Raw genomic sequence first — 17,883 nt, forward strand, 5'->3', positions numbered from 1 at the left:
GGGAAGGAGGTAAAACACATGGTGATGACAGATCCAATTGCAGACATGCTTACTCGCATCCGTAATGCGAACATGGTACGTCATGAGAAATTAGAGGTTCCTGCTTCTAAAATCAAAAAAGAGATCGCTGAACTTTTAAAACGTGAAGGTTTCATTCGTGATGTAGAATACATCGAGGATAACAAACAAGGTATCCTTCGTATTTTCCTGAAATATGGTGCAAACAATGAACGTGTAATCACTGGATTAAAACGTATCAGTAAACCTGGCTTACGCGTTTACGCTAAAGCTGATGAAGTACCACGTGTACTTAACGGATTAGGTATCGCTCTTGTTTCTACATCTAAGGGAGTAATGACAGACAAAGATGCTCGTCAATTACAAACTGGTGGAGAAGTAGTAGCATACGTTTGGTAATATATATTTAAAACGAACGGAGGTGTGACCACATGTCTCGTATTGGTAAAAAGATTCTTGAAATCCCTGCAGGTGTTACTATTACAATTGCAGAAGACAATACTGTAACAGTAAAAGGCCCTAAAGGTGAATTAACTCGTAAATTCAATGCTGATATGTCTATCAAAATTGAAGAAAATACACTAACAGTTGAGCGTCCATCTGAACAGAAGGAACACCGTGCATTACACGGTACAACTCGTGCTTTAATCGGAAACATGGTTGAAGGTGTAACTACAGGTTTCGCACGCGGACTTGAATTAGTCGGTGTTGGTTACCGTGCTCAAAAACAAGGAGATAAACTTGTATTAAGCGTAGGTTATTCTCATCCAGTAGAAATGACTCCGGAAGCAGGTATCGAAGTTGAAGTACCTGCACCAACTAAAATCGTAATTAAAGGTATCGACAAGCAACGTGTTGGCGAATTTGCTGCTAACATCCGTGCTGTACGTGCTCCTGAGCCATATAAAGGTAAAGGTATTCGTTACGAAGGCGAAGTTGTTCGTCGTAAAGAAGGTAAAACTGCTAAGTAAACCCGTTAGGTGAGAGAAAGGAGTGACAAGAATGATCACTAAAGCTGATAAAAATGCGACTCGTAAGAAAAGACATGCACGTGTACGTGCTAAACTTACTGGTACTGCAGAACGTCCACGTTTAAACGTGTTCCGTTCTAACCAACATATTTACGCTCAAGTTATTGATGATGTGAATGGTGTAACGTTAGTAAGTGCATCTACTCTTGATAAAGACCTTGCTCTTAACGGTACTAGCAATACTGAAGCTGCTACGAAAGTTGGAGAATCAGTTGCTAAGCGTGCTGTAGAGAAAGGCGTTAAAGAAGTAGTATTCGATCGCGGTGGTTACTTATACCATGGCCGTGTTAAAGCTCTAGCTGAAGCTGCTCGTGAGGCTGGATTACAATTTTAATGGTCAAAGGAGGGAAAATTGATGCATCGCATTGACCCAAGTAAATTAGAACTTGAAGAACGTGTAGTTACGATAAATCGTGTCGCGAAAGTTGTTAAGGGTGGTCGTCGTTTCCGCTTTGCTGCACTAGTTGTAGTTGGCGATAAAAACGGTCATGTTGGATTCGGTACTGGTAAAGCACAAGAGGTACCAGACGCAATTCGCAAAGCTATCGAAGACGCTAAGAAAAACTTAATCGCTGTACCATTAGTTGGTACAACAATTCCACACACAATCAACGGTCATTTTGGAGCTGGTGAAGTATTCTTAAAACCTGCTGCTGAAGGTACTGGTGTTATTGCTGGTGGACCTGTTCGTGCGGTACTTGAATTAGCTGGTGTACAAGATATTCTTTCGAAATCTCTTGGTTCTAACACACCAATCAACATGATTCGCGCTACTGTGAACGGATTAAGCGAACTTAAGCGCGCTGAAGATGTTGCAAAATTACGCGGTAAATCTGTAGAAGAGCTACTAGGTTAAGGAGGGAAAACAAATGGCGAAAAAGTTAGAAATTACCCTCACTCGTAGTGTAATTGGTCGTCCACAAGATCAACGTGCGACGGTAGAAGCTTTAGGTCTTAAAAAGTTGAATTCAACTGTAGTTAAGGAAGAAACTCCTGCTATTCTTGGTATGATCAACAAAGTTTCTCACCTTATAACTGTAAAAGAAGCTTAAGGATAACTCATTAATATAAGGAGGTGCCTGGGAATGAAACTTCATGAATTAAAACCTGCAGAAGGTTCTCGTAAAGTACGTAACCGTGTCGGTCGTGGTATCGGTTCTGGTAACGGTAAAACTGCTGGTAAAGGTCATAAAGGACAAAACGCACGTTCTGGTGGCGGTGTTCGTCTTGGCTTCGAAGGTGGTCAAACTCCATTATTCCGTCGTTTACCAAAACGCGGCTTCACAAACATTAACCGTAAAGAGTTTACTATTGTAAACTTATCAACGTTAAATCGTTTTGAAGATGGTACAGAAGTAACACCTGAATTATTGCTGGAAACTGGCGTTATCAGCAAGTTAAACGACGGTGTTAAAATTCTTGCAAGCGGAGCAGTAGAGAAAAAATTAACTGTTAAAGCGCACAAGTTCTCTTCAAGTGCTAAAGAAGCAATTGAAGCAGCTGGCGGATCAGTTGAGGTGATCTAATGTTTCGTACAATCTCCAACTTTATGCGCGTTGCTGAGATAAGACGTAAAATATTATTCACTTTAGCGATGTTAATCGTATTCAGGATTGGCACGTTTATCCCAGTGCCATTTACAAATGGAGACGTACTGAAAGCACAAGATCAATTAAATGCCTTAGGTATCCTAAATACATTTGGCGGTGGCGCCTTGAAAAACTTCTCCATCTTCGCGATGGGAATCATGCCGTATATTACAGCATCCATCATCGTGCAATTATTGCAGATGGATGTTGTTCCTAAATTTTCGGAATGGTCGAAGCAAGGTGAAATGGGCCGTCGTAAACTAACGCAATTCACGCGTTACTTTACAATTGTTCTTGCGTTTATTCAGGGGTTTGGTATGTCAATCGGTTTTAACGGTATGGTAGGTGGGCAATTAATTTTGAATCCTGGTTGGAGCACTTATTTATACATTGCTACGGTACTGACTGCTGGTACTGCATTTTTAATGTGGTTAGGTGAACAGATTACAGCTAAAGGTGTAGGTAATGGTATTTCCATCCTTATCTTTGGTGGTATTGCCGCAGCGATCCCAAGTGTTATATCTCAAGTGTATCAACAACAGTTTCAAAATATCGGAGATCAATTGTTCATGAGTATCGTTAAAGTTGTATTGATCTTACTAGCTGTGCTAGCGGTTATTGTTGGTGTTATTTTCATTCAACAGGCTGTTAGAAAGATCCCAATTCAATATGCGAAGCGTGTAACAGGAGCGAATGGGAATCATGCTGGAGCACAAAACACTCATTTACCACTTAAGGTAAATAGTGCGGGTGTTATTCCAGTCATTTTTGCTGTTTCATTCTTAATTACGCCTCCAACTATTGCACAGTTCTTCCCGAAACATGATGTATCGCAGTGGATTATTGCAAACTTTAACTATTCTCACCCAGTGGGAATGATCATATATGTTGCGCTCATTGTAGCCTTCACATATTTCTATGCATTTGTTCAGGTTAATCCAGAGCAAATGTCAGAGAATCTAAATAAGCAAGGTGGATATGTTCCAGGTATTCGTCCGGGTAAGAATACGGAACAATATTTAACAAAAATCTTGTATCGTTTGACCTTTGTAGGATCAATTTTCCTAGCAGCGATTGCAATCTTACCAGTTATCTTTACGAAATTGGGAAATCTTCCTCCATCTGCACAGATCGGTGGAACGAGTATGTTAATCGTTGTCGGCGTTGCTTTAGAAACAATGAAGCAGCTAGAAAGCCAACTGGTAAAACGCCATTACAAAGGGTTTATCAAGCAATGAGTAAGTGGGAAGGCTTGTCTTCCCTACATGCTCATGTACTGAGGGGGAACAAGGATGAACTTAATTTTAATGGGGCTTCCTGGTGCTGGTAAAGGTACACAAGCCGAACAGATTGTTGCCAAGTATAACATCCCTCACATCTCAACAGGAGATATGTTCCGTGCAGCTATGAAGGCTGAAACTGAAATGGGTTTACAAGCAAAATCTTTTATTGATAAAGGTGCTCTTGTTCCAGATGAAGTTACAATCGGAATCGTTCGTGAACGTTTAAGTCAAGAAGACTGTGTAAAAGGATTCTTATTAGATGGTTTCCCACGAACTGTTGCACAAGCATCAGCTCTTGAAGAGATTATGAAAGATCTTGGCAAAAAAATCGACTATGTTTTAAACATTAATGTGGATTCAGGGTTGTTATTAAAACGCCTTACAGGCCGTCGCATTTGTAAAGAGTGCGGTGCGACTTACCACTTAGAATTCAATCCACCAGCAAACGCTGATGTGTGCGATAAATGTGGTGGCGATTTATATCAACGCTCTGATGACAATGAAGAAACTGTAGCAAATCGTTTAGATGTAAATATTAAGCAAACAAAACCTTTGCTTGATTTTTATGAGGAGCTTGGTTACTTGCAAAGCATTAATGGTGAGCAAGACATCAATAAAGTATTTGCTGATATCGATGTTCTCATCGGAGGCTTAGCGTAATGATCATCTGCAAAACTCCTCGCGAGATAGAAATCATGCGAGAAGCTGGCAGGATCGTTGCTTTAACTCATCAAGAGTTGAAACAGCATATTACTCCAGGAATTACAACGAAAGAGCTCGATCAAATAGCGGAAAAGACGATTCAAAAATATGGTGCTACGCCATCTTTTAAAGGATACAACGGATTTCCGGGGAGCATATGTGCTTCTGTAAATGAAGAGCTTGTACACGGAATTCCAGGGAAGCGAAAGCTCGAAGAGGGCGATATCATCAGTATCGATATTGGTGCGAAATACAATGGGTACCATGGAGATTCTGCATGGACGTATCCAGTTGGAAACATTTCTGAATCTGTTCAAAAGCTACTTGATGTCACAGAAAAATCGTTGTATCTTGGTTTAGAACAAGTAAAACCAGGCGAAAGATTATCAAATATCTCACATGCGGTTCAAACCCATGCTGAAGAGAACGGATTCTCGATCGTTAGGGAGTATGTTGGTCACGGAATCGGGCAAGACTTACATGAGGACCCTCAAATCCCGCACTATGGTCCTCCAAATAGAGGCCCTAGATTAAAGCCGGGAATGGTCATCTGTGTTGAGCCGATGGTGAATCAAGGAAGACGATATGTAAAAACACTATCTGATGACTGGACAGTGGTAACGGTAGATGGTAAATGGTGTGCCCATTTTGAGCACACGATTGCTCTTACAGAAGCAGGATACGAAATCCTTACCACTTTATAAGTAGCTGGCTCTCCGGAATTTCAGAGCAGTGTAAAATGTTACTGATTTGAAGAAGGGAGAACTATTGAATGGCTAAAGATGATGTAATTGAAGTCGAAGGTACCGTTCTTGAAACGTTGCCAAATGCTATGTTCAAAGTAGAATTAGAGAATGGGCATGTCGTATTGGCTCACGTTTCTGGTAAAATCCGTATGAACTTCATTCGTATTTTACCAGGAGACAAAGTTACGGTAGAATTATCTCCGTACGATTTAAATCGTGGTCGTATTACGTACCGTTTTAAATAATATAGCACTCCGTAATCTTTAAGGAGGTTCGAGACATGAAAGTAAGACCGTCAGTTAAACCAATCTGCGAAAAATGTAAAGTTATTCGTAGACGTGGAAAAGTAATGGTTATTTGTGAAAACCCTAAACATAAACAAAAACAAGGTTAATCAGAAGGAGGTGCATTCAGAATGGCACGTATCGCAGGTGTAGATATTCCTCGAGACAAACGCGTTGTTATTTCTTTAACTTACGTATTCGGCATTGGTCGCACAACTGCTGAAAAAATTCTTACTGAAGCTGGTATTTCTTCAGAAACACGAGTTCGTGATTTAACGGAAGACGAACTAGGACGTATCCGTGATGTTATCGATAGCATTAAAGTTGAGGGAGACCTTCGTCGTGAAGTATCTCTTAACATTAAACGTCTAATGGAGATCGGTTCTTACCGTGGTCTTCGTCACCGTCGTGGTTTACCAGTTCGTGGTCAAAACTCTAAAAACAATGCTCGTACACGTAAAGGTCCACGTCGTACAGTAGCAAATAAAAAGAAATAATAAGTAAAGGAGGTTGAACTAACAATGGCACGTAAAACAAACACTCGTAAAAAACGTGTGAAAAAGAATATTGAAGCTGGTATAGCTCATATTCGTTCTACTTTCAACAACACAATCGTAACACTTACAGATACTCATGGTAACGCACTTTCTTGGTCTAGTGCTGGTGCACTTGGTTTCCGTGGATCTCGTAAGTCTACTCCATTCGCTGCGCAAATGGCTGCTGAAGCTGCTGCTAAAGTTGCAATGGAGCACGGTTTAAAAACTTTAGAGGTTACTGTTAAAGGTCCTGGTGCTGGTCGTGAAGCTGCAATTCGTGCTCTTCAAGCTGCAGGTCTAGAAGTAACAGCAATTAGAGATGTTACTCCAGTTCCTCATAATGGATGTCGTCCACCAAAACGTCGTCGTGTGTAATTTTTCTGTATAGAATTTTCCCTTTTGTCTATAATGGATATGATGCATTATCGAGAAATTTCGTACAGAAACATCGCTTGTTGTGCACAATCGGGAACTGCCTAAGGGGGACTTTCGGTTAATCAAAGGGGTATACCTTTGTTTAACCGGGGTTTCGACGTTTTGAAGGAGGGTTTAGTTAATGATTGAAATCGAAAAGCCGAAAATCGAAACGGTTGAACTTAACGAAGATGCTAAATATGGTAAATTCGTAATTGAACCGCTTGAGCGTGGATATGGTACTACTTTGGGTAACTCCTTACGTCGTATTCTTTTATCCTCACTCCCTGGTGCCGCTGTTACTGCTATCCAAATCGATGGCGTATTACATGAATTTTCAACAGTTGAGGGCGTAGTAGAAGACGTTACGACGATCATCTTAAACTTGAAAAAGTTAGCTCTTAAAATCTACTCTGAAGAAGAGAAGACGTTGGAAATTGATGTGCAGGGCGAAGGTATTGTCACAGCTGCTGATATTACTCACGATAGTGATGTAGAAATCTTAAATCCAGATTTACACATTGCAACGTTAGCAAAGGATGCGCATTTCCGCGTGCGTTTAACTGCAAAGCGTGGCCGTGGGTATACGCCAGCTGATGCAAATAAAAGCGAAGATCAACCAATAGGAGTAATTCCTATTGATTCTATTTATACTCCAGTATCACGTGTAACTTACCAAGTGGAAAAGACACGTGTCGGACAAGTGGCTAATTATGATAAGCTTACGCTTGATGTATGGACGGATGGAAGCATCGGGCCAAAAGAAGCTATCTCTTTAGGGGCCAAAATCTTAACTGAGCATTTAAATATCTTTGTTGGTTTAACTGATGAAGCACAAAATGCTGAGATTATGGTCGAGAAGGAAGAAGATCAAAAAGAGAAAGTTCTTGAGATGACTATCGAAGAACTAGATCTTTCTGTTCGTTCTTATAATTGCCTAAAACGTGCAGGAATTAATACTGTACAAGAGCTTGCGAACAAAACAGAAGAAGATATGATGAAAGTTCGTAACTTAGGACGTAAATCCTTAGAAGAAGTTAAACATAAACTTGAGGAATTAGGTTTAGGTTTACGTAAAGACGACTGAGGATTTAAACCCATCAACAAAGGAGGGAACTACGAATGGCATACAGAAAATTAGGCCGTACAAGTGCGCAACGTAAAGCTATGTTACGTGATTTAGCTACTGATTTAATTATCAACGAGCGCATCCAAACGACAGAAACTCGTGCAAAAGAACTTCGTTCTGTAGTGGAAAAAATGATCACTTTAGGTAAACGCGGAGATCTTCACGCTCGTCGTCAAGCAGCAGCTTTCATTCGCAATGAAGTTGCTAACGCTGAGACTGGTCAAGATGCACTTCAAAAATTATTCGCTGATGTAGCTCCACGCTATGCTGAGCGCCAAGGCGGATACACTCGTATTGCAAAAATTGGTCCACGTCGCGGAGACGCAGCACCAATGGTAATTATCGAGTTAGTATAATGATAATTAAAAGGGCAGGACAGTTCTTTTCAAGTAACTGGTCATGGCCCTTTTTTTTTAAATATAAAAAAGGCTAACTTGGCGAAGGAAAGGGTGCCTTGTATTGAAAAAAGAGAAACTTCGGACAGAAAATGTATCATTTCAATATCCTGGGGCAGCCTCGTATGCATTAAAAGATGTTTCGTTTTCCTTATATGAAGGAGAATGGGTATCTGTTATCGGACAAAATGGTTCAGGTAAATCTACACTTGCAAAATTATTGAATGGTTTGTTTTTGCCGGAATCAGGGACAATTACTGTAAATGATACAATGGTTTTATCAGAAGAAACGGTATGGGATGTTCGAAAACAAATTGGAATGGTATTTCAAAATCCAGATAATCAATTTGTTGGAACGACAGTACAAGATGACGTTGTATTTGGCTTAGAAAATATCGGAATGCCAAAGGAACAGATGGTAGAAAGATTAGAACAAGCCCTGCGACTTGTCCGTATGGAAGATTTTCTTAATGATGAGCCCCATTCGTTATCTGGTGGGCAAAAGCAGCGAGTTGCAATAGCAGGTGTTTTAGCACTTCAGCCATCTATTTTAATACTAGATGAAGCAACGTCAATGTTAGACCCTCAAGGGAGACGTGAAGTAGTAGAAACGGTTAGACAGCTTGTTAATCAAAAAGGTATTACCGTATTATCAATTACGCACGATTTAGAAGAAGCGGCACAGTCAGACCGTGTCATTATTTTAAACAAGGGAGAAATATTAGAGGAAGGGACCCCAAAGCAAATTTTCAAGTCCTCTCATATGCTCCAAGAAATTGGGTTAGATGTACCTTTTTCAGTAAAAATAGCAGAATTATTAAAAAGAAGTGAAATTCTTTTGCAAAATACGCATCTTACAATGGAAAGTTTGGTGAACGAACTTTGGAGATTACATTCCAAAAAGTAGAACATCGTTATCAATATAAAACTCCATTTGAAAGACGCGCGCTTTATGATGTAGACGTGTCGTTTCCAAGTGGAGGCTATTATGCCATTATCGGTCATACTGGTTCAGGTAAGTCGACGATGATTCAACATTTAAATGGTTTATTGCAGCCGACAAATGGTACGGTTCAAATTGGTGAACATTTAATTTCAGCAGGGAAGAAAGAGAAGAAGCTTAAGCCACTACGAAAAAAAGTAGGGGTTGTCTTTCAGTTCCCAGAACATCAGTTATTTGAAGAGACAGTGGAGAAAGATATTTGTTTTGGGCCTACTAATTTCGGTTTATCTGAAGAAGTGGCAAAGCAAAAGGCAAAAGATGCCATTCAGCTTGTTGGATTGGATATAGAGTTATTAGCACGTTCTCCGTTTGAATTAAGCGGTGGGCAAATGAGGCGTGTTGCAATAGCGGGCGTACTTGCGATGGAACCCGAAGTACTTGTATTAGATGAACCTACAGCGGGGCTTGATCCGAAAGGACAGCACGAGCTTATGGAGATGTTTTATAGTTTGCATAAGGAGCAGGGGCTTACAGTCATTCTTGTTACCCATAATATGGAGGATGCCGCTAAGTATGCAGATCAAATTGTGGTCATGCATAAAGGAACGGTCTTTTTGCAAGGAAGTGCAGAGGAAGTATTTTCACATGCTGATGAACTAGAACAAATTGGTGTGGACCTTCCGATGTCTTTAAAGTATAAACGTGCAATTGAAGAGAAGTTTGGTATTTCAATTCCAAAGGCTACCTTATCTTTAGAGGATCTTACTCATGAAGTTGTACAGGTGTTACGAAAAGGTGGTCATGAATCATGCAGCAGTTGATTATTGGGAGATACATTCCAGGTAAGTCACTCATTCATCAACTTGATCCTCGTACGAAGCTGTTGATTGTCTTTTTATATGTATTTGTTGTTTTCTTAGCAAATAATGCGATTTCATATGGATTTTTATTTTTATATGCACTCATTGCTTTATTTTTTGCAAAAGTGCCGATTCGTTATGTACTTTCGGGCTTAAAACCAATTTTATGGATTTTTCTTTTTACATTTTTCCTGCATATCTTCACAACTAAAGAAGGGGATGTACTATTCCAGCTTGGTTGGTTTTCAATACATGAAAAGGGATTAGAGCAAGGGATATACATTTCTATACGATTCTTTGTTATTATTTTAATGACGACATTATTAACGTTAACAACGACACCTATTGAGATTACAGATGGTTTGGAGACGTTATTAAAGCCGTTGAAGCGTATAAAGGTTCCTGTTCATGAAATCGCATTAATGATGTCTATTTCTCTTCGTTTTATTCCGACATTAATGGATGAAACGAGTAAAATTATGAAAGCACAAGCGTCACGTGGTATTGATTTTGCTGGAGGTCCGATAAAAGATAGGATGAAGGCAATTATTTCACTACTCGTTCCACTTTTTATTAGTGCTTTTAAGCGTGCTGAGGATTTAGCAATTGCGATGGAAGCACGTGGATATCGAAATGGTGAAGGACGAACTAAATTTAGGCAACTACGCTGGAAAATGAGCGATACAGTAACAATTATAAGTTTACTTTGTCTAGCTTGTATTTTAGTATGGTTGCGATTGTAATGGAGAACGGAAAGATGGAAAGAATAAAATGTACAGTTGCATATGATGGCATGCATTTTTGTGGTTACCAAATTCAACCACAGCATCGTACTGTTCAACAAGAAATAGAGAAGGCATTACAGAAATTGCATAAGGGTGAACTTGTTCGTGTTCAGGCATCAGGCAGAACGGATTCTACCGTTCATGCGAAAGGACAAGTCATACACTTTGATACACCTTTGTCTCTTGAAGAGTGGCAATGGAGTAATGCTTTAAACACAATGTTGCCAGATGATATTGTTATCAGGCAAGTAGAGAAGAAAACAGAAGAATTTCATGCACGTTACGGTGTTGAGAGAAAAGAATATCGTTATCGTGTATTATTATCAAAGACTGCGGATGTATTCCGTAGAAATTACGTATATCAATATCCATATCCGCTTGAAATAAACTCTATAAGAAAAGCGATTCCTTATTTTATTGGAACGCATGATTTCACTTCTTTTTGTTCGGCAAAAACTGACAAAAAAGATAAAGTGCGAACAATTTTTGAAATCGAGTTAATTGAGCAAGATGATGAATTAATTTTTCGTTTTGTAGGTAATGGATTTTTATATAATATGGTCAGAATTATTGTTGGTACGTTACTTAACGTAGGGCAAGGAAAGCTTGATCCTGATAGCATTCCAGAGATTTTAGCAAAACAAAATCGCCAGTTTGCTGGAAAGATGGCTCCAGGTCATGGACTTTACTTATGGCAAGTAAACTATAACAACTAATCCTGGTGTAACATTTGCTTGACATTAGAAACTCAAAAGTATATCATAACATATGGTATTGTTTCTAAAACCACGATTAGCCCCGGAAGGAAATCGTGTTTAAGATAAACAATAGATTTTTTCTATGGAAAAGATAACGAGGAGGGAAACACATGCGTACGACTTTTATGGCAAAAGCTAACGAAGTTGAGCGTAAATGGTATGTGGTTGATGCTGAAGGTCAAACTTTAGGTCGCCTATCTACTGAAGTAGCATCCATTTTACGTGGTAAAAACAAACCTACATTTACACCACACGTTGACACGGGTGATCATGTAATTATTATTAACGCTGAGAAAATTCATTTAACAGGTAATAAATTAAACGATAAAATTTACTACCGTCACACTAACCACCCAGGTGGACTTAAGCAAAGAACAGCTCTAGAAATGCGTACAAACTACCCTGTACAAATGTTAGAGCTTGCAATTAAAGGGATGCTTCCAAAAGGACGTTTAGGACGTCAAGTATCTAAGAAATTAAACGTGTATGCTGGAGCAGAGCATCCACACCAAGCACAAAAACCAGAAGTTTACGAACTTCGCGGATAATTAATTAAAGGAGGGCTTACTTTGGCACAGGTTCAATACTATGGCACTGGACGTCGTAAGAGTTCAGTAGCGCGCGTACGCCTAGTTCCAGGCGAAGGACGCGTTATCATTAACGGTCGTGATTTTGAAAACTATATCCCATTTGCTGCATTACGTGAAGTAGTTAAACAACCTCTAGTTGCAACAGAAACTTTAGGTAACTACGATGTACTTGTAAACGTAAATGGTGGTGGATACACTGGTCAAGCTGGTGCTATTCGTCACGGTATTTCTCGCGCTTTATTAAAAGCTGATCCAGAATACCGTCTAACACTAAAACGTGCAGGTCTATTAACTCGTGACGCACGTATGAAAGAGCGTAAAAAATACGGTCTTAAAGGCGCACGTCGTGCACCTCAGTTCTCAAAACGTTAATTTTTGCGAACTACAAACCTCAACCATTTTGGTTGGGGTTTTTTTATGTTTAATTCCTCTTATTTATTTTTGAAGTTTGGAATATTTTAGTGCTACCGTCCCGCGTATGCTTCTTCTTTAGAAGTTTAGACTAATACGTATTAGGGAGGTTTTATAAGTACTATGAATGTCATTGTCAGCTTAAAAGAAAAACAAAAAGAAAAGCAATTAAAATACGAGCGGAAGATGCTACGAGAATTATCATTAAAAACGTTGCGTTCAAATATTCATGATGCCTTTCAGATGCAAGAGCTTCATCGTCAGTATGAAGATTACTGTATTGAACTAGGAATAGAATCTTATTTATTAGGAGCGAGATACAGTAAGTTTGGTTATTATGGCGAATCGTTCTTTGATGTGAAATATAGGGCTTTAGAAGAAGAGCAACAATTAACGGAAACACTATTTCAATTTTTAACGAGTATGACTATACGAGAAATTAAGTTAAAAGATGAGGAATTACTTTTTGAATCTTGTCAGCAGTTTATCGGATTGTGGTGGCAGGAAGGATATGAAAAAGGTGAAAGAAGATATCGTTTAAAGCTACATTAAGACAAGCATAAACTTTCCTCTTGTCCCATATAAGTAATTAGAGGGACTAGCTGGAGGAGGAAAGGTATGAAGAGAATTCGAATTATCTCTTTTGCGCTCGCTGCGGTTGTTTTGTTTTTTTTAGTCAAACAAGAATTTCAAATTACAAAATCGTGGCGAGCGTGGAATTTACCCTTATCAGGGAAAGTAATTGTATTAGACGCAGGGCATGGTGGACCAGACGGAGGAGCTGTTGGTGGAAAGGATATTATAGAAAAAGACATAACTCTTGAAATTACAAAAAAAGTGCAAGATTATTTGCAAGAGCAAGGTGCATTAGTTATTTTGACACGTGAAGGAGATTATGATTTAGCTAACAAAGATACAAAGTCGTATAGTAGACGTAAAGCAGAGGATTTAAGAAGACGTGTGGAGATTATTAATAAGCCAGATGTCGATTTCTTTGCAAGTATTCATTTAAATGCATTAACTAGTAGCGATTCTAAAGGAGCACAAACGTTCTACTATCGTTCTTTAACTGAAAATGAACGTGCTGCGAAGTTTATACAAGCTGAATTGAGAACGAGTTTAGAAAATACGAACCGTTCTGCTAAAACGATTCCTCATGTGTATTTATTAAAGTATGCGAAAACACCAGGCGCTTTAATTGAAGCTGGATTTTTATCGAATGTGAACGAAAGGTATATGTTAAATTCGGAAAAATATCAGCAAAAGGTAGCGGCTGCCGTATATCGAGGTATATTGCGTTATTTCACGGAAAAAGGAAATCCTCCAGAATAAGGGGGATTTTTTGAGTTTCTCTCGTTAACGAAGTTTTCGGAAAATATGTTATACTGAAAATGTAAACGCATTTATTTCAAGGATAAAGAGAGATAAATTCAATTAACATTACGTTATTTTTCATACAGGGGGCTGGGCTAATTATGGTAACGAAAGAGCAAGTAGTGGAAGCGTTAGAAGGGATTGTAGATCCGTTTTTACATAAAACGTTAAAAGAAACAAATGCAATTAAAGAGGTAACAGTCAAGCCGGAGAAGGAACATGTGAGTGTTAAAATTGCAATTGTAAAAACAGGTACTGCGGAACAAATGCAGTTGCAGTCGGGCATCGTAAAGTTAGTGAAGGAACTTGGGGCAGCAACAGTTGGACTTCGTTTTGCAGAATTTACAGAAGAGGAATTAGCTCAGTTTGTACCACCGCAAGAAGAAGAGCAAATTGAATCTTTATTGTCACCGAATTCAAAAACGACATTTTTAGCAGTTGCGAGTGGAAAAGGTGGAGTGGGAAAATCAACAGTCTCCGTTAACCTTGCCATTGCTTTAGCTCGTCTAGGGAAAAAAGTTGGTATCATTGATGCGGATATTTACGGTTTTAGTGTACCTGATATGATGGGGATAGAAAAACGTCCTATTGTAAGAGGAGATAAAATAATCCCAGTGGAGCGTCTAGGTGTAAAAGTAATCTCAATGGGATTCTTTGTGGAAGATAATGCACCGGTTATTTGGAGAGGACCTATGCTTGGGAAAATGTTAAATCATTTCTTCACAGAAGTAGAATGGGGTGATTTAGATTACTTAGTATTAGATTTACCGCCAGGTACAGGTGATGTTGCGTTAGACTTGCATTCCATGTTGCCGGCTTGTAAAGAGATTATAGTAACGACGCCTCATCCAACAGCGGCATTTGTAGCAGCGCGTGCTGGAGCGATGGCTTTGCGCACTGAACACAGTATTCTTGGTGTCGTTGAAAATATGGCGTATTTTGAAAGTAAAGTAACTGGTGAGAAGGAGTATGTATTTGGAAGAGGTGGAGGAGATAAATTAGCTGCCGAATTACAAACAGATGTAATAGGCCGCATTCCACTTCAACAACCTGATTGGAATAAAGAAGACTTCGCTCCTTCAGTATATGAAGATACGCATACAACGGGGATTATTTATCGCACGATAGCTGAAACAGTAATTGATAAAACAGCTGTCGCGCAAAAATAAAATAATAATGAGTGGACGATATATATTGTCCACTCATTATTATAGTTATTATTTTTTACTGTTGTTCCTTACTCCCGCTTTGGGAGCCACCTTCGCCACCTGCATCTTTTTTATCAGAGCCACCTTTTTCAGCCTTTTGCACACCTTTACTAATAATATCAATCATCTTAGCTTGGAAGAGTGGGCTTTCAGTAGTTTCTGTTAGTACTTGTTGTAAATATTGACGGTATTCTTTACTCTTCATTGTTTGCAACATCATTTTTTCTACTTCAGGGTTTTTCATGATCTCTATAACGCCTGCTTGGTATTCAGGGTCTTTTAGTAAGGTTTTCATTAAGTTTGTTTGTTCTTTCCCCATACTCTTAGCGAATTTTGATGAGAACTCAGGGTCTTTAAAGAGCTTTTCCCAGAATTGCTGCCCTTTGTCGGATACCATTGCATCTTCAATCGTTTTCTTTACTACTGTTTCATCTAGTATGAGTGCTTGTTTCATTTTTTCATCAGTTAATACATCTTGAATGGCCTTCTTACCTTGATCGGTTTTTAAAATATCAACAATCATTTTCTTTGTTTGATCGTAATCTAATTCGGATTTCGTTTCTTTTCCTTGTGCACATGCTACAAGTGCAATAAGTAGAAAAGAAGAAACGAAAACGAGTAGTATCCGTTTCATAAGTTGGAACTCCTTTCAACACAGTTCTCTCTTTTTAATATAAATATCTTTAAGGAATTTATACATGAACATGGCTAGCTTTTTGAAATTGTCATTGATACAATTTAATTAGAAATATAAGGATAATGGGGGATGTGTTGTGAATAGCCGCAAGTGGGTACGACTATTTTTAACGACGTTGTTTCTTGGTGGAGTCAGCACGGTTATTATTGGGTTTGTTTTGGAGTGGGACAAGTACGATAAATTTTTTCAAAATTTCGACGTAAAGGAGATTTTAGCAGTTTCTTTCTGGTTGATGGGTGTAGGGTTTATTTTTAGTGTTATAAGTCAAATGGGGTTCTTTGCCTATTTAACGATTCATCGTTTTGGACTAGGTATGTTCCGATCGTCATCTTTATGGAATGTAGTCCAGCTCTTCTTTATTGCATTCGTTTTATTTGATTTTGTGTATTTAAGATCTGTACTCATTGCAAATGGAGAAGTTTCATTAGGGAATAACATACTTGTTGCTGGAATATTATTTGTGTTTGGAGCGATTGTTGCTTATATAAAAAGTAAAGAAACAAATAAAAAAGCATTTGTGCCTGCCCTGTTCTTTATGGTTGTTGTAACAATTCTTGAATGGGTGCCAGCACTAAGGATTAATGATACAGATTGGTTATATTTAATGGTTATACCACTTTTATTATGTAATGCATATCAGTTACTTATATTACATCGTTTAATCGGAAAAACGAGTAAAGCTGCTTAATTGAAAAGTACTTTTGAATTTTTACGCAGCGATAGTTATACTACGAGAAATAGTGAGATGGAAATAGCTCTATTACCTTTCGATAAGGTAATAGAGCTATTTATGTGTAAAGGGTAGCAGAAAAGAAACTACTTCACATCTTCACTTTTCGTACTTGTGTTGGAAATGAGTTGTGATACGGATATTTGTTGATATCCGTCACTCTTTAGCTTTTGTAGAAGTAGCGGTAAAGCTTTATTTGTTTGAAGAGCAGAATCAGATGCGTGTAATAAGACAATATCTCCACCCTTCAAATTATTAGAGACAGTGGAAACGATAGTATTTACACCTGGATTTTTCCAATCATTTGAATTATTACTCCAATGAACGACAGTGTATCCGAGCGATTCTGCGATTTTAAGAGTTGCTTTGTTGAATTCACCACTAGGTGGACGCAATAGCTTGACTTGTTTTACGCCAAGTTTCGTAAAAACATCTTGGGCTCGTAAAAGATCTCTTCTTATTTCATTTGGCTCTAGAGAAGTGTAAGACGTGTAATTATAACCCATACTACCGATTTCATGTCCATCTTTCATGATGCGTTCGACGATATCGGGGTGTCTTTCGGCCCATGCAGCAGAAAGGAAGAAGGTTGCATTCTTAATTTCTCTTTCTTTGAGTGTCTCAAGGATTGGAATCGCTTTTTTGTCTCCCCAACTAATATCAAACGTGAACGCAACTTGTTTTTTAGCAGTATCTCCTTTGTAAATTACCTTAGGACCTGTAGCAGTTGAAAAAGCAGATTCATGTGAATATGTTTTTAAAAAGAGTAGCCATGCTGTAAATAAGGAAAGTATCACTATTAAGCTAATGTGTTTAAAAGTTCTTTTGCTCGTAATAAAAAAGAAAAACATAATATTACGCCCCTTTGTCCAATCCTTTTCAGTTACATATATGCTTTAAATATAAAAAAGAGAACAAGGGATTAATATCGTAAGTGGTGGATATAATGAATGATAGGATTTTGATGATTTGTTTTTGATAAGTAAAAATGAGCGGAACTTGTATTGCTCGGTAAGGAATGATTGAGGTGATGATTTGCTTGGGCTTATGTTGACGAAAGAAGAGAAAAAAGAAATGGAATACATATTGAAGAGAGAGTTAGAGGAACTTTTATTTGATTTTGAAGATGAGCGTATTCATGAGGTTGTAAAAAAAGCGATGGAAGAAAGATATAAAATCATTTTTTGTTTATTTCGAAGAGTTGCTAACGCAGAAGAATGTATTCGTTATGTAAGAAAAAGAATTTTTTATTAAAAAGTGTTGACGTTAATGATTAGTATATGGTAAATTAATAAACGTCGCTGATGCGGAAACGCAGAAAACGACAAAAAAGAAATTGAAAAACTTAGTTGACATCGAAAAACGAAGATGTTAACATAAGGAAGTCGCAAATGAGCGAC

The 17,883-nt window shown here is 38.4% G+C and carries 28 protein-coding genes; 26 read left to right on the plus strand and 2 right to left on the minus strand.

The features are described from left to right. Positions 1 to 18 precede the first annotated feature (18 nt). The 24 genes from rpsH (at position 19) to JDS95_RS25935 (ending at position 15,017) form a co-directional block, all read left to right on the plus strand. Positions 19 to 417, plus strand: a complete 399-nt coding sequence (gene rpsH, locus JDS95_RS25820; protein WP_000245511.1) for a 30S ribosomal protein S8 — start codon at positions 19 to 21, stop codon at positions 415 to 417. A 32-nt stretch (positions 418 to 449) separates the two neighbouring features. Next, the gene (gene rplF / locus JDS95_RS25825) at positions 450 to 989 is read left to right on the plus strand and encodes a 50S ribosomal protein L6 (RefSeq protein ID WP_000086552.1); all 540 of its coding nucleotides are present in this window, start codon (positions 450 to 452) and stop codon (positions 987 to 989) included. A gap of 31 nt (positions 990 to 1,020) precedes the next feature. Next, positions 1,021 to 1,383, plus strand: coding sequence for a 50S ribosomal protein L18 (rplR, locus tag JDS95_RS25830; protein WP_000628818.1), 363 nt, complete (start codon positions 1,021 to 1,023; stop codon positions 1,381 to 1,383). 21 nt (positions 1,384 to 1,404) lie between these two features. Beyond that, the gene (gene rpsE / locus JDS95_RS25835; RefSeq protein ID WP_000554646.1) at positions 1,405 to 1,905 is read left to right on the plus strand and encodes a 30S ribosomal protein S5; all 501 of its coding nucleotides are present in this window, start codon (positions 1,405 to 1,407) and stop codon (positions 1,903 to 1,905) included. 13 nt (positions 1,906 to 1,918) lie between these two features. Beyond that, complete coding sequence (gene rpmD, locus JDS95_RS25840; protein ID WP_001085231.1) at positions 1,919 to 2,101, plus strand: 50S ribosomal protein L30; 183 nt, start codon at positions 1,919 to 1,921, stop codon at positions 2,099 to 2,101. A 33-nt stretch (positions 2,102 to 2,134) separates the two neighbouring features. Beyond that, positions 2,135 to 2,575: a 50S ribosomal protein L15 gene (gene rplO / locus JDS95_RS25845; protein ID WP_000766083.1), complete on the plus strand. Its 441-nt coding sequence runs from the start codon at positions 2,135 to 2,137 to the stop codon at positions 2,573 to 2,575. Beyond that, the gene (gene secY / locus JDS95_RS25850; protein WP_000490120.1) at positions 2,575 to 3,876 is read left to right on the plus strand and encodes a preprotein translocase subunit SecY; all 1,302 of its coding nucleotides are present in this window, start codon (positions 2,575 to 2,577) and stop codon (positions 3,874 to 3,876) included. Before rplO ends, secY begins: the two co-directional genes overlap by 1 nt. Positions 3,877 to 3,930: 54 nt before the next feature. Beyond that, complete coding sequence (locus JDS95_RS25855) at positions 3,931 to 4,581, plus strand: adenylate kinase (protein WP_001048990.1); 651 nt, start codon at positions 3,931 to 3,933, stop codon at positions 4,579 to 4,581. Next, entirely contained in the window at positions 4,581 to 5,327 is a 747-nt protein-coding gene (gene map / locus JDS95_RS25860) for a type I methionyl aminopeptidase (protein WP_000582534.1), read from the plus strand. The genes JDS95_RS25855 and map overlap by 1 nt, the downstream gene beginning before the upstream one ends. 68 nt (positions 5,328 to 5,395) lie before the next feature. Then, the gene (gene infA / locus JDS95_RS25865) at positions 5,396 to 5,614 is read left to right on the plus strand and encodes a translation initiation factor IF-1 (protein ID WP_001029884.1); all 219 of its coding nucleotides are present in this window, start codon (positions 5,396 to 5,398) and stop codon (positions 5,612 to 5,614) included. 35 nt (positions 5,615 to 5,649) lie between these two features. Next, complete coding sequence (rpmJ, locus tag JDS95_RS25870; RefSeq protein WP_000868344.1) at positions 5,650 to 5,763, plus strand: 50S ribosomal protein L36; 114 nt, start codon at positions 5,650 to 5,652, stop codon at positions 5,761 to 5,763. 21 nt (positions 5,764 to 5,784) lie between these two features. Further along, complete coding sequence (gene rpsM, locus JDS95_RS25875; protein WP_000090793.1) at positions 5,785 to 6,150, plus strand: 30S ribosomal protein S13; 366 nt, start codon at positions 5,785 to 5,787, stop codon at positions 6,148 to 6,150. 24 nt (positions 6,151 to 6,174) lie between these two features. Continuing rightward, positions 6,175 to 6,564 carry a 30S ribosomal protein S11 gene (rpsK, locus tag JDS95_RS25880; protein ID WP_000101797.1) on the plus strand — a complete coding sequence of 130 codons (390 nt, stop codon included), beginning with the start codon at positions 6,175 to 6,177 and terminating at the stop codon, positions 6,562 to 6,564. 181 nt (positions 6,565 to 6,745) lie between these two features. After that, positions 6,746 to 7,690 carry a DNA-directed RNA polymerase subunit alpha gene (locus JDS95_RS25885; RefSeq protein ID WP_000569643.1) on the plus strand — a complete coding sequence of 315 codons (945 nt, stop codon included), beginning with the start codon at positions 6,746 to 6,748 and terminating at the stop codon, positions 7,688 to 7,690. A 35-nt stretch (positions 7,691 to 7,725) separates the two neighbouring features. After that, positions 7,726 to 8,088, plus strand: coding sequence for a 50S ribosomal protein L17 (gene rplQ, locus JDS95_RS25890; RefSeq protein WP_000331490.1), 363 nt, complete (start codon positions 7,726 to 7,728; stop codon positions 8,086 to 8,088). 103 nt (positions 8,089 to 8,191) lie between these two features. Next, positions 8,192 to 9,034: an energy-coupling factor ABC transporter ATP-binding protein gene (locus tag JDS95_RS25895; RefSeq protein ID WP_000711785.1), complete on the plus strand. Its 843-nt coding sequence runs from the start codon at positions 8,192 to 8,194 to the stop codon at positions 9,032 to 9,034. Beyond that, positions 9,010 to 9,891, plus strand: coding sequence for an energy-coupling factor ABC transporter ATP-binding protein (locus tag JDS95_RS25900; RefSeq protein WP_000406524.1), 882 nt, complete (start codon positions 9,010 to 9,012; stop codon positions 9,889 to 9,891). The genes JDS95_RS25895 and JDS95_RS25900 overlap by 25 nt, the downstream gene beginning before the upstream one ends. Next, positions 9,879 to 10,673 (plus strand): energy-coupling factor transporter transmembrane component T family protein, encoded by a 795-nt coding sequence (locus tag JDS95_RS25905; RefSeq protein WP_001186520.1) that lies wholly within the window; start codon positions 9,879 to 9,881, stop codon positions 10,671 to 10,673. Before JDS95_RS25900 ends, JDS95_RS25905 begins: the two co-directional genes overlap by 13 nt. A gap of 14 nt (positions 10,674 to 10,687) precedes the next feature. Beyond that, the gene (gene truA, locus JDS95_RS25910) at positions 10,688 to 11,431 is read left to right on the plus strand and encodes a tRNA pseudouridine(38-40) synthase TruA (protein WP_000439681.1); all 744 of its coding nucleotides are present in this window, start codon (positions 10,688 to 10,690) and stop codon (positions 11,429 to 11,431) included. A gap of 152 nt (positions 11,432 to 11,583) precedes the next feature. After that, entirely contained in the window at positions 11,584 to 12,021 is a 438-nt protein-coding gene (rplM, locus tag JDS95_RS25915) for a 50S ribosomal protein L13 (protein WP_001260795.1), read from the plus strand. A 21-nt stretch (positions 12,022 to 12,042) separates the two neighbouring features. Then, on the plus strand, positions 12,043 to 12,435 hold the full coding sequence (gene rpsI / locus JDS95_RS25920; protein WP_000079986.1) for a 30S ribosomal protein S9: 393 nt from the start codon (positions 12,043 to 12,045) through the stop codon (positions 12,433 to 12,435). 162 nt (positions 12,436 to 12,597) lie between these two features. Then, the gene (locus JDS95_RS25925; RefSeq protein ID WP_001100999.1) at positions 12,598 to 13,026 is read left to right on the plus strand and encodes a DUF2521 family protein; all 429 of its coding nucleotides are present in this window, start codon (positions 12,598 to 12,600) and stop codon (positions 13,024 to 13,026) included. 66 nt (positions 13,027 to 13,092) lie between these two features. After that, the gene (gene cwlD / locus JDS95_RS25930; RefSeq protein WP_085451244.1) at positions 13,093 to 13,806 is read left to right on the plus strand and encodes an N-acetylmuramoyl-L-alanine amidase CwlD; all 714 of its coding nucleotides are present in this window, start codon (positions 13,093 to 13,095) and stop codon (positions 13,804 to 13,806) included. A 143-nt stretch (positions 13,807 to 13,949) separates the two neighbouring features. Next, a complete protein-coding gene (locus JDS95_RS25935) occupies positions 13,950 to 15,017 on the plus strand; it encodes an Mrp/NBP35 family ATP-binding protein (RefSeq protein WP_000256618.1) in 1,068 nt (355 codons plus the stop codon). A 55-nt stretch (positions 15,018 to 15,072) separates the two neighbouring features. On the opposite strand, the gene gerD is transcribed toward JDS95_RS25935, so the two are convergent. Next, positions 15,073 to 15,690 (minus strand): spore germination lipoprotein GerD, encoded by a 618-nt coding sequence (gene gerD / locus JDS95_RS25940; RefSeq protein ID WP_000821768.1) that lies wholly within the window; start codon positions 15,688 to 15,690, stop codon positions 15,073 to 15,075. A gap of 139 nt (positions 15,691 to 15,829) precedes the next feature. On the opposite strand from gerD, the gene kbaA reads away from it, so the two are divergent. Then, a complete protein-coding gene (gene kbaA / locus JDS95_RS25945) occupies positions 15,830 to 16,441 on the plus strand; it encodes a KinB signaling pathway activation protein KbaA (protein ID WP_001088537.1) in 612 nt (203 codons plus the stop codon). A gap of 128 nt (positions 16,442 to 16,569) precedes the next feature. On the opposite strand, the gene pdaB is transcribed toward kbaA, so the two are convergent. Next, on the minus strand, positions 16,570 to 17,334 hold the full coding sequence (gene pdaB / locus JDS95_RS25950; RefSeq protein WP_000464721.1) for a polysaccharide deacetylase family sporulation protein PdaB: 765 nt from the start codon (positions 17,332 to 17,334) through the stop codon (positions 16,570 to 16,572). 184 nt (positions 17,335 to 17,518) lie between these two features. Here pdaB and JDS95_RS25955 point away from each other — a divergent pair, with 184 nt between their 5' ends. Continuing rightward, positions 17,519 to 17,737, plus strand: coding sequence for a hypothetical protein (locus JDS95_RS25955; RefSeq protein WP_000901142.1), 219 nt, complete (start codon positions 17,519 to 17,521; stop codon positions 17,735 to 17,737). Positions 17,738 to 17,883 lie beyond the last annotated feature (146 nt).

This window comes from Bacillus cereus group sp. N24, assembly GCF_016483345.1.
In the GTDB taxonomy this organism is placed as follows: domain Bacteria; phylum Bacillota; class Bacilli; order Bacillales; family Bacillaceae_G; genus Bacillus_A; species Bacillus_A toyonensis.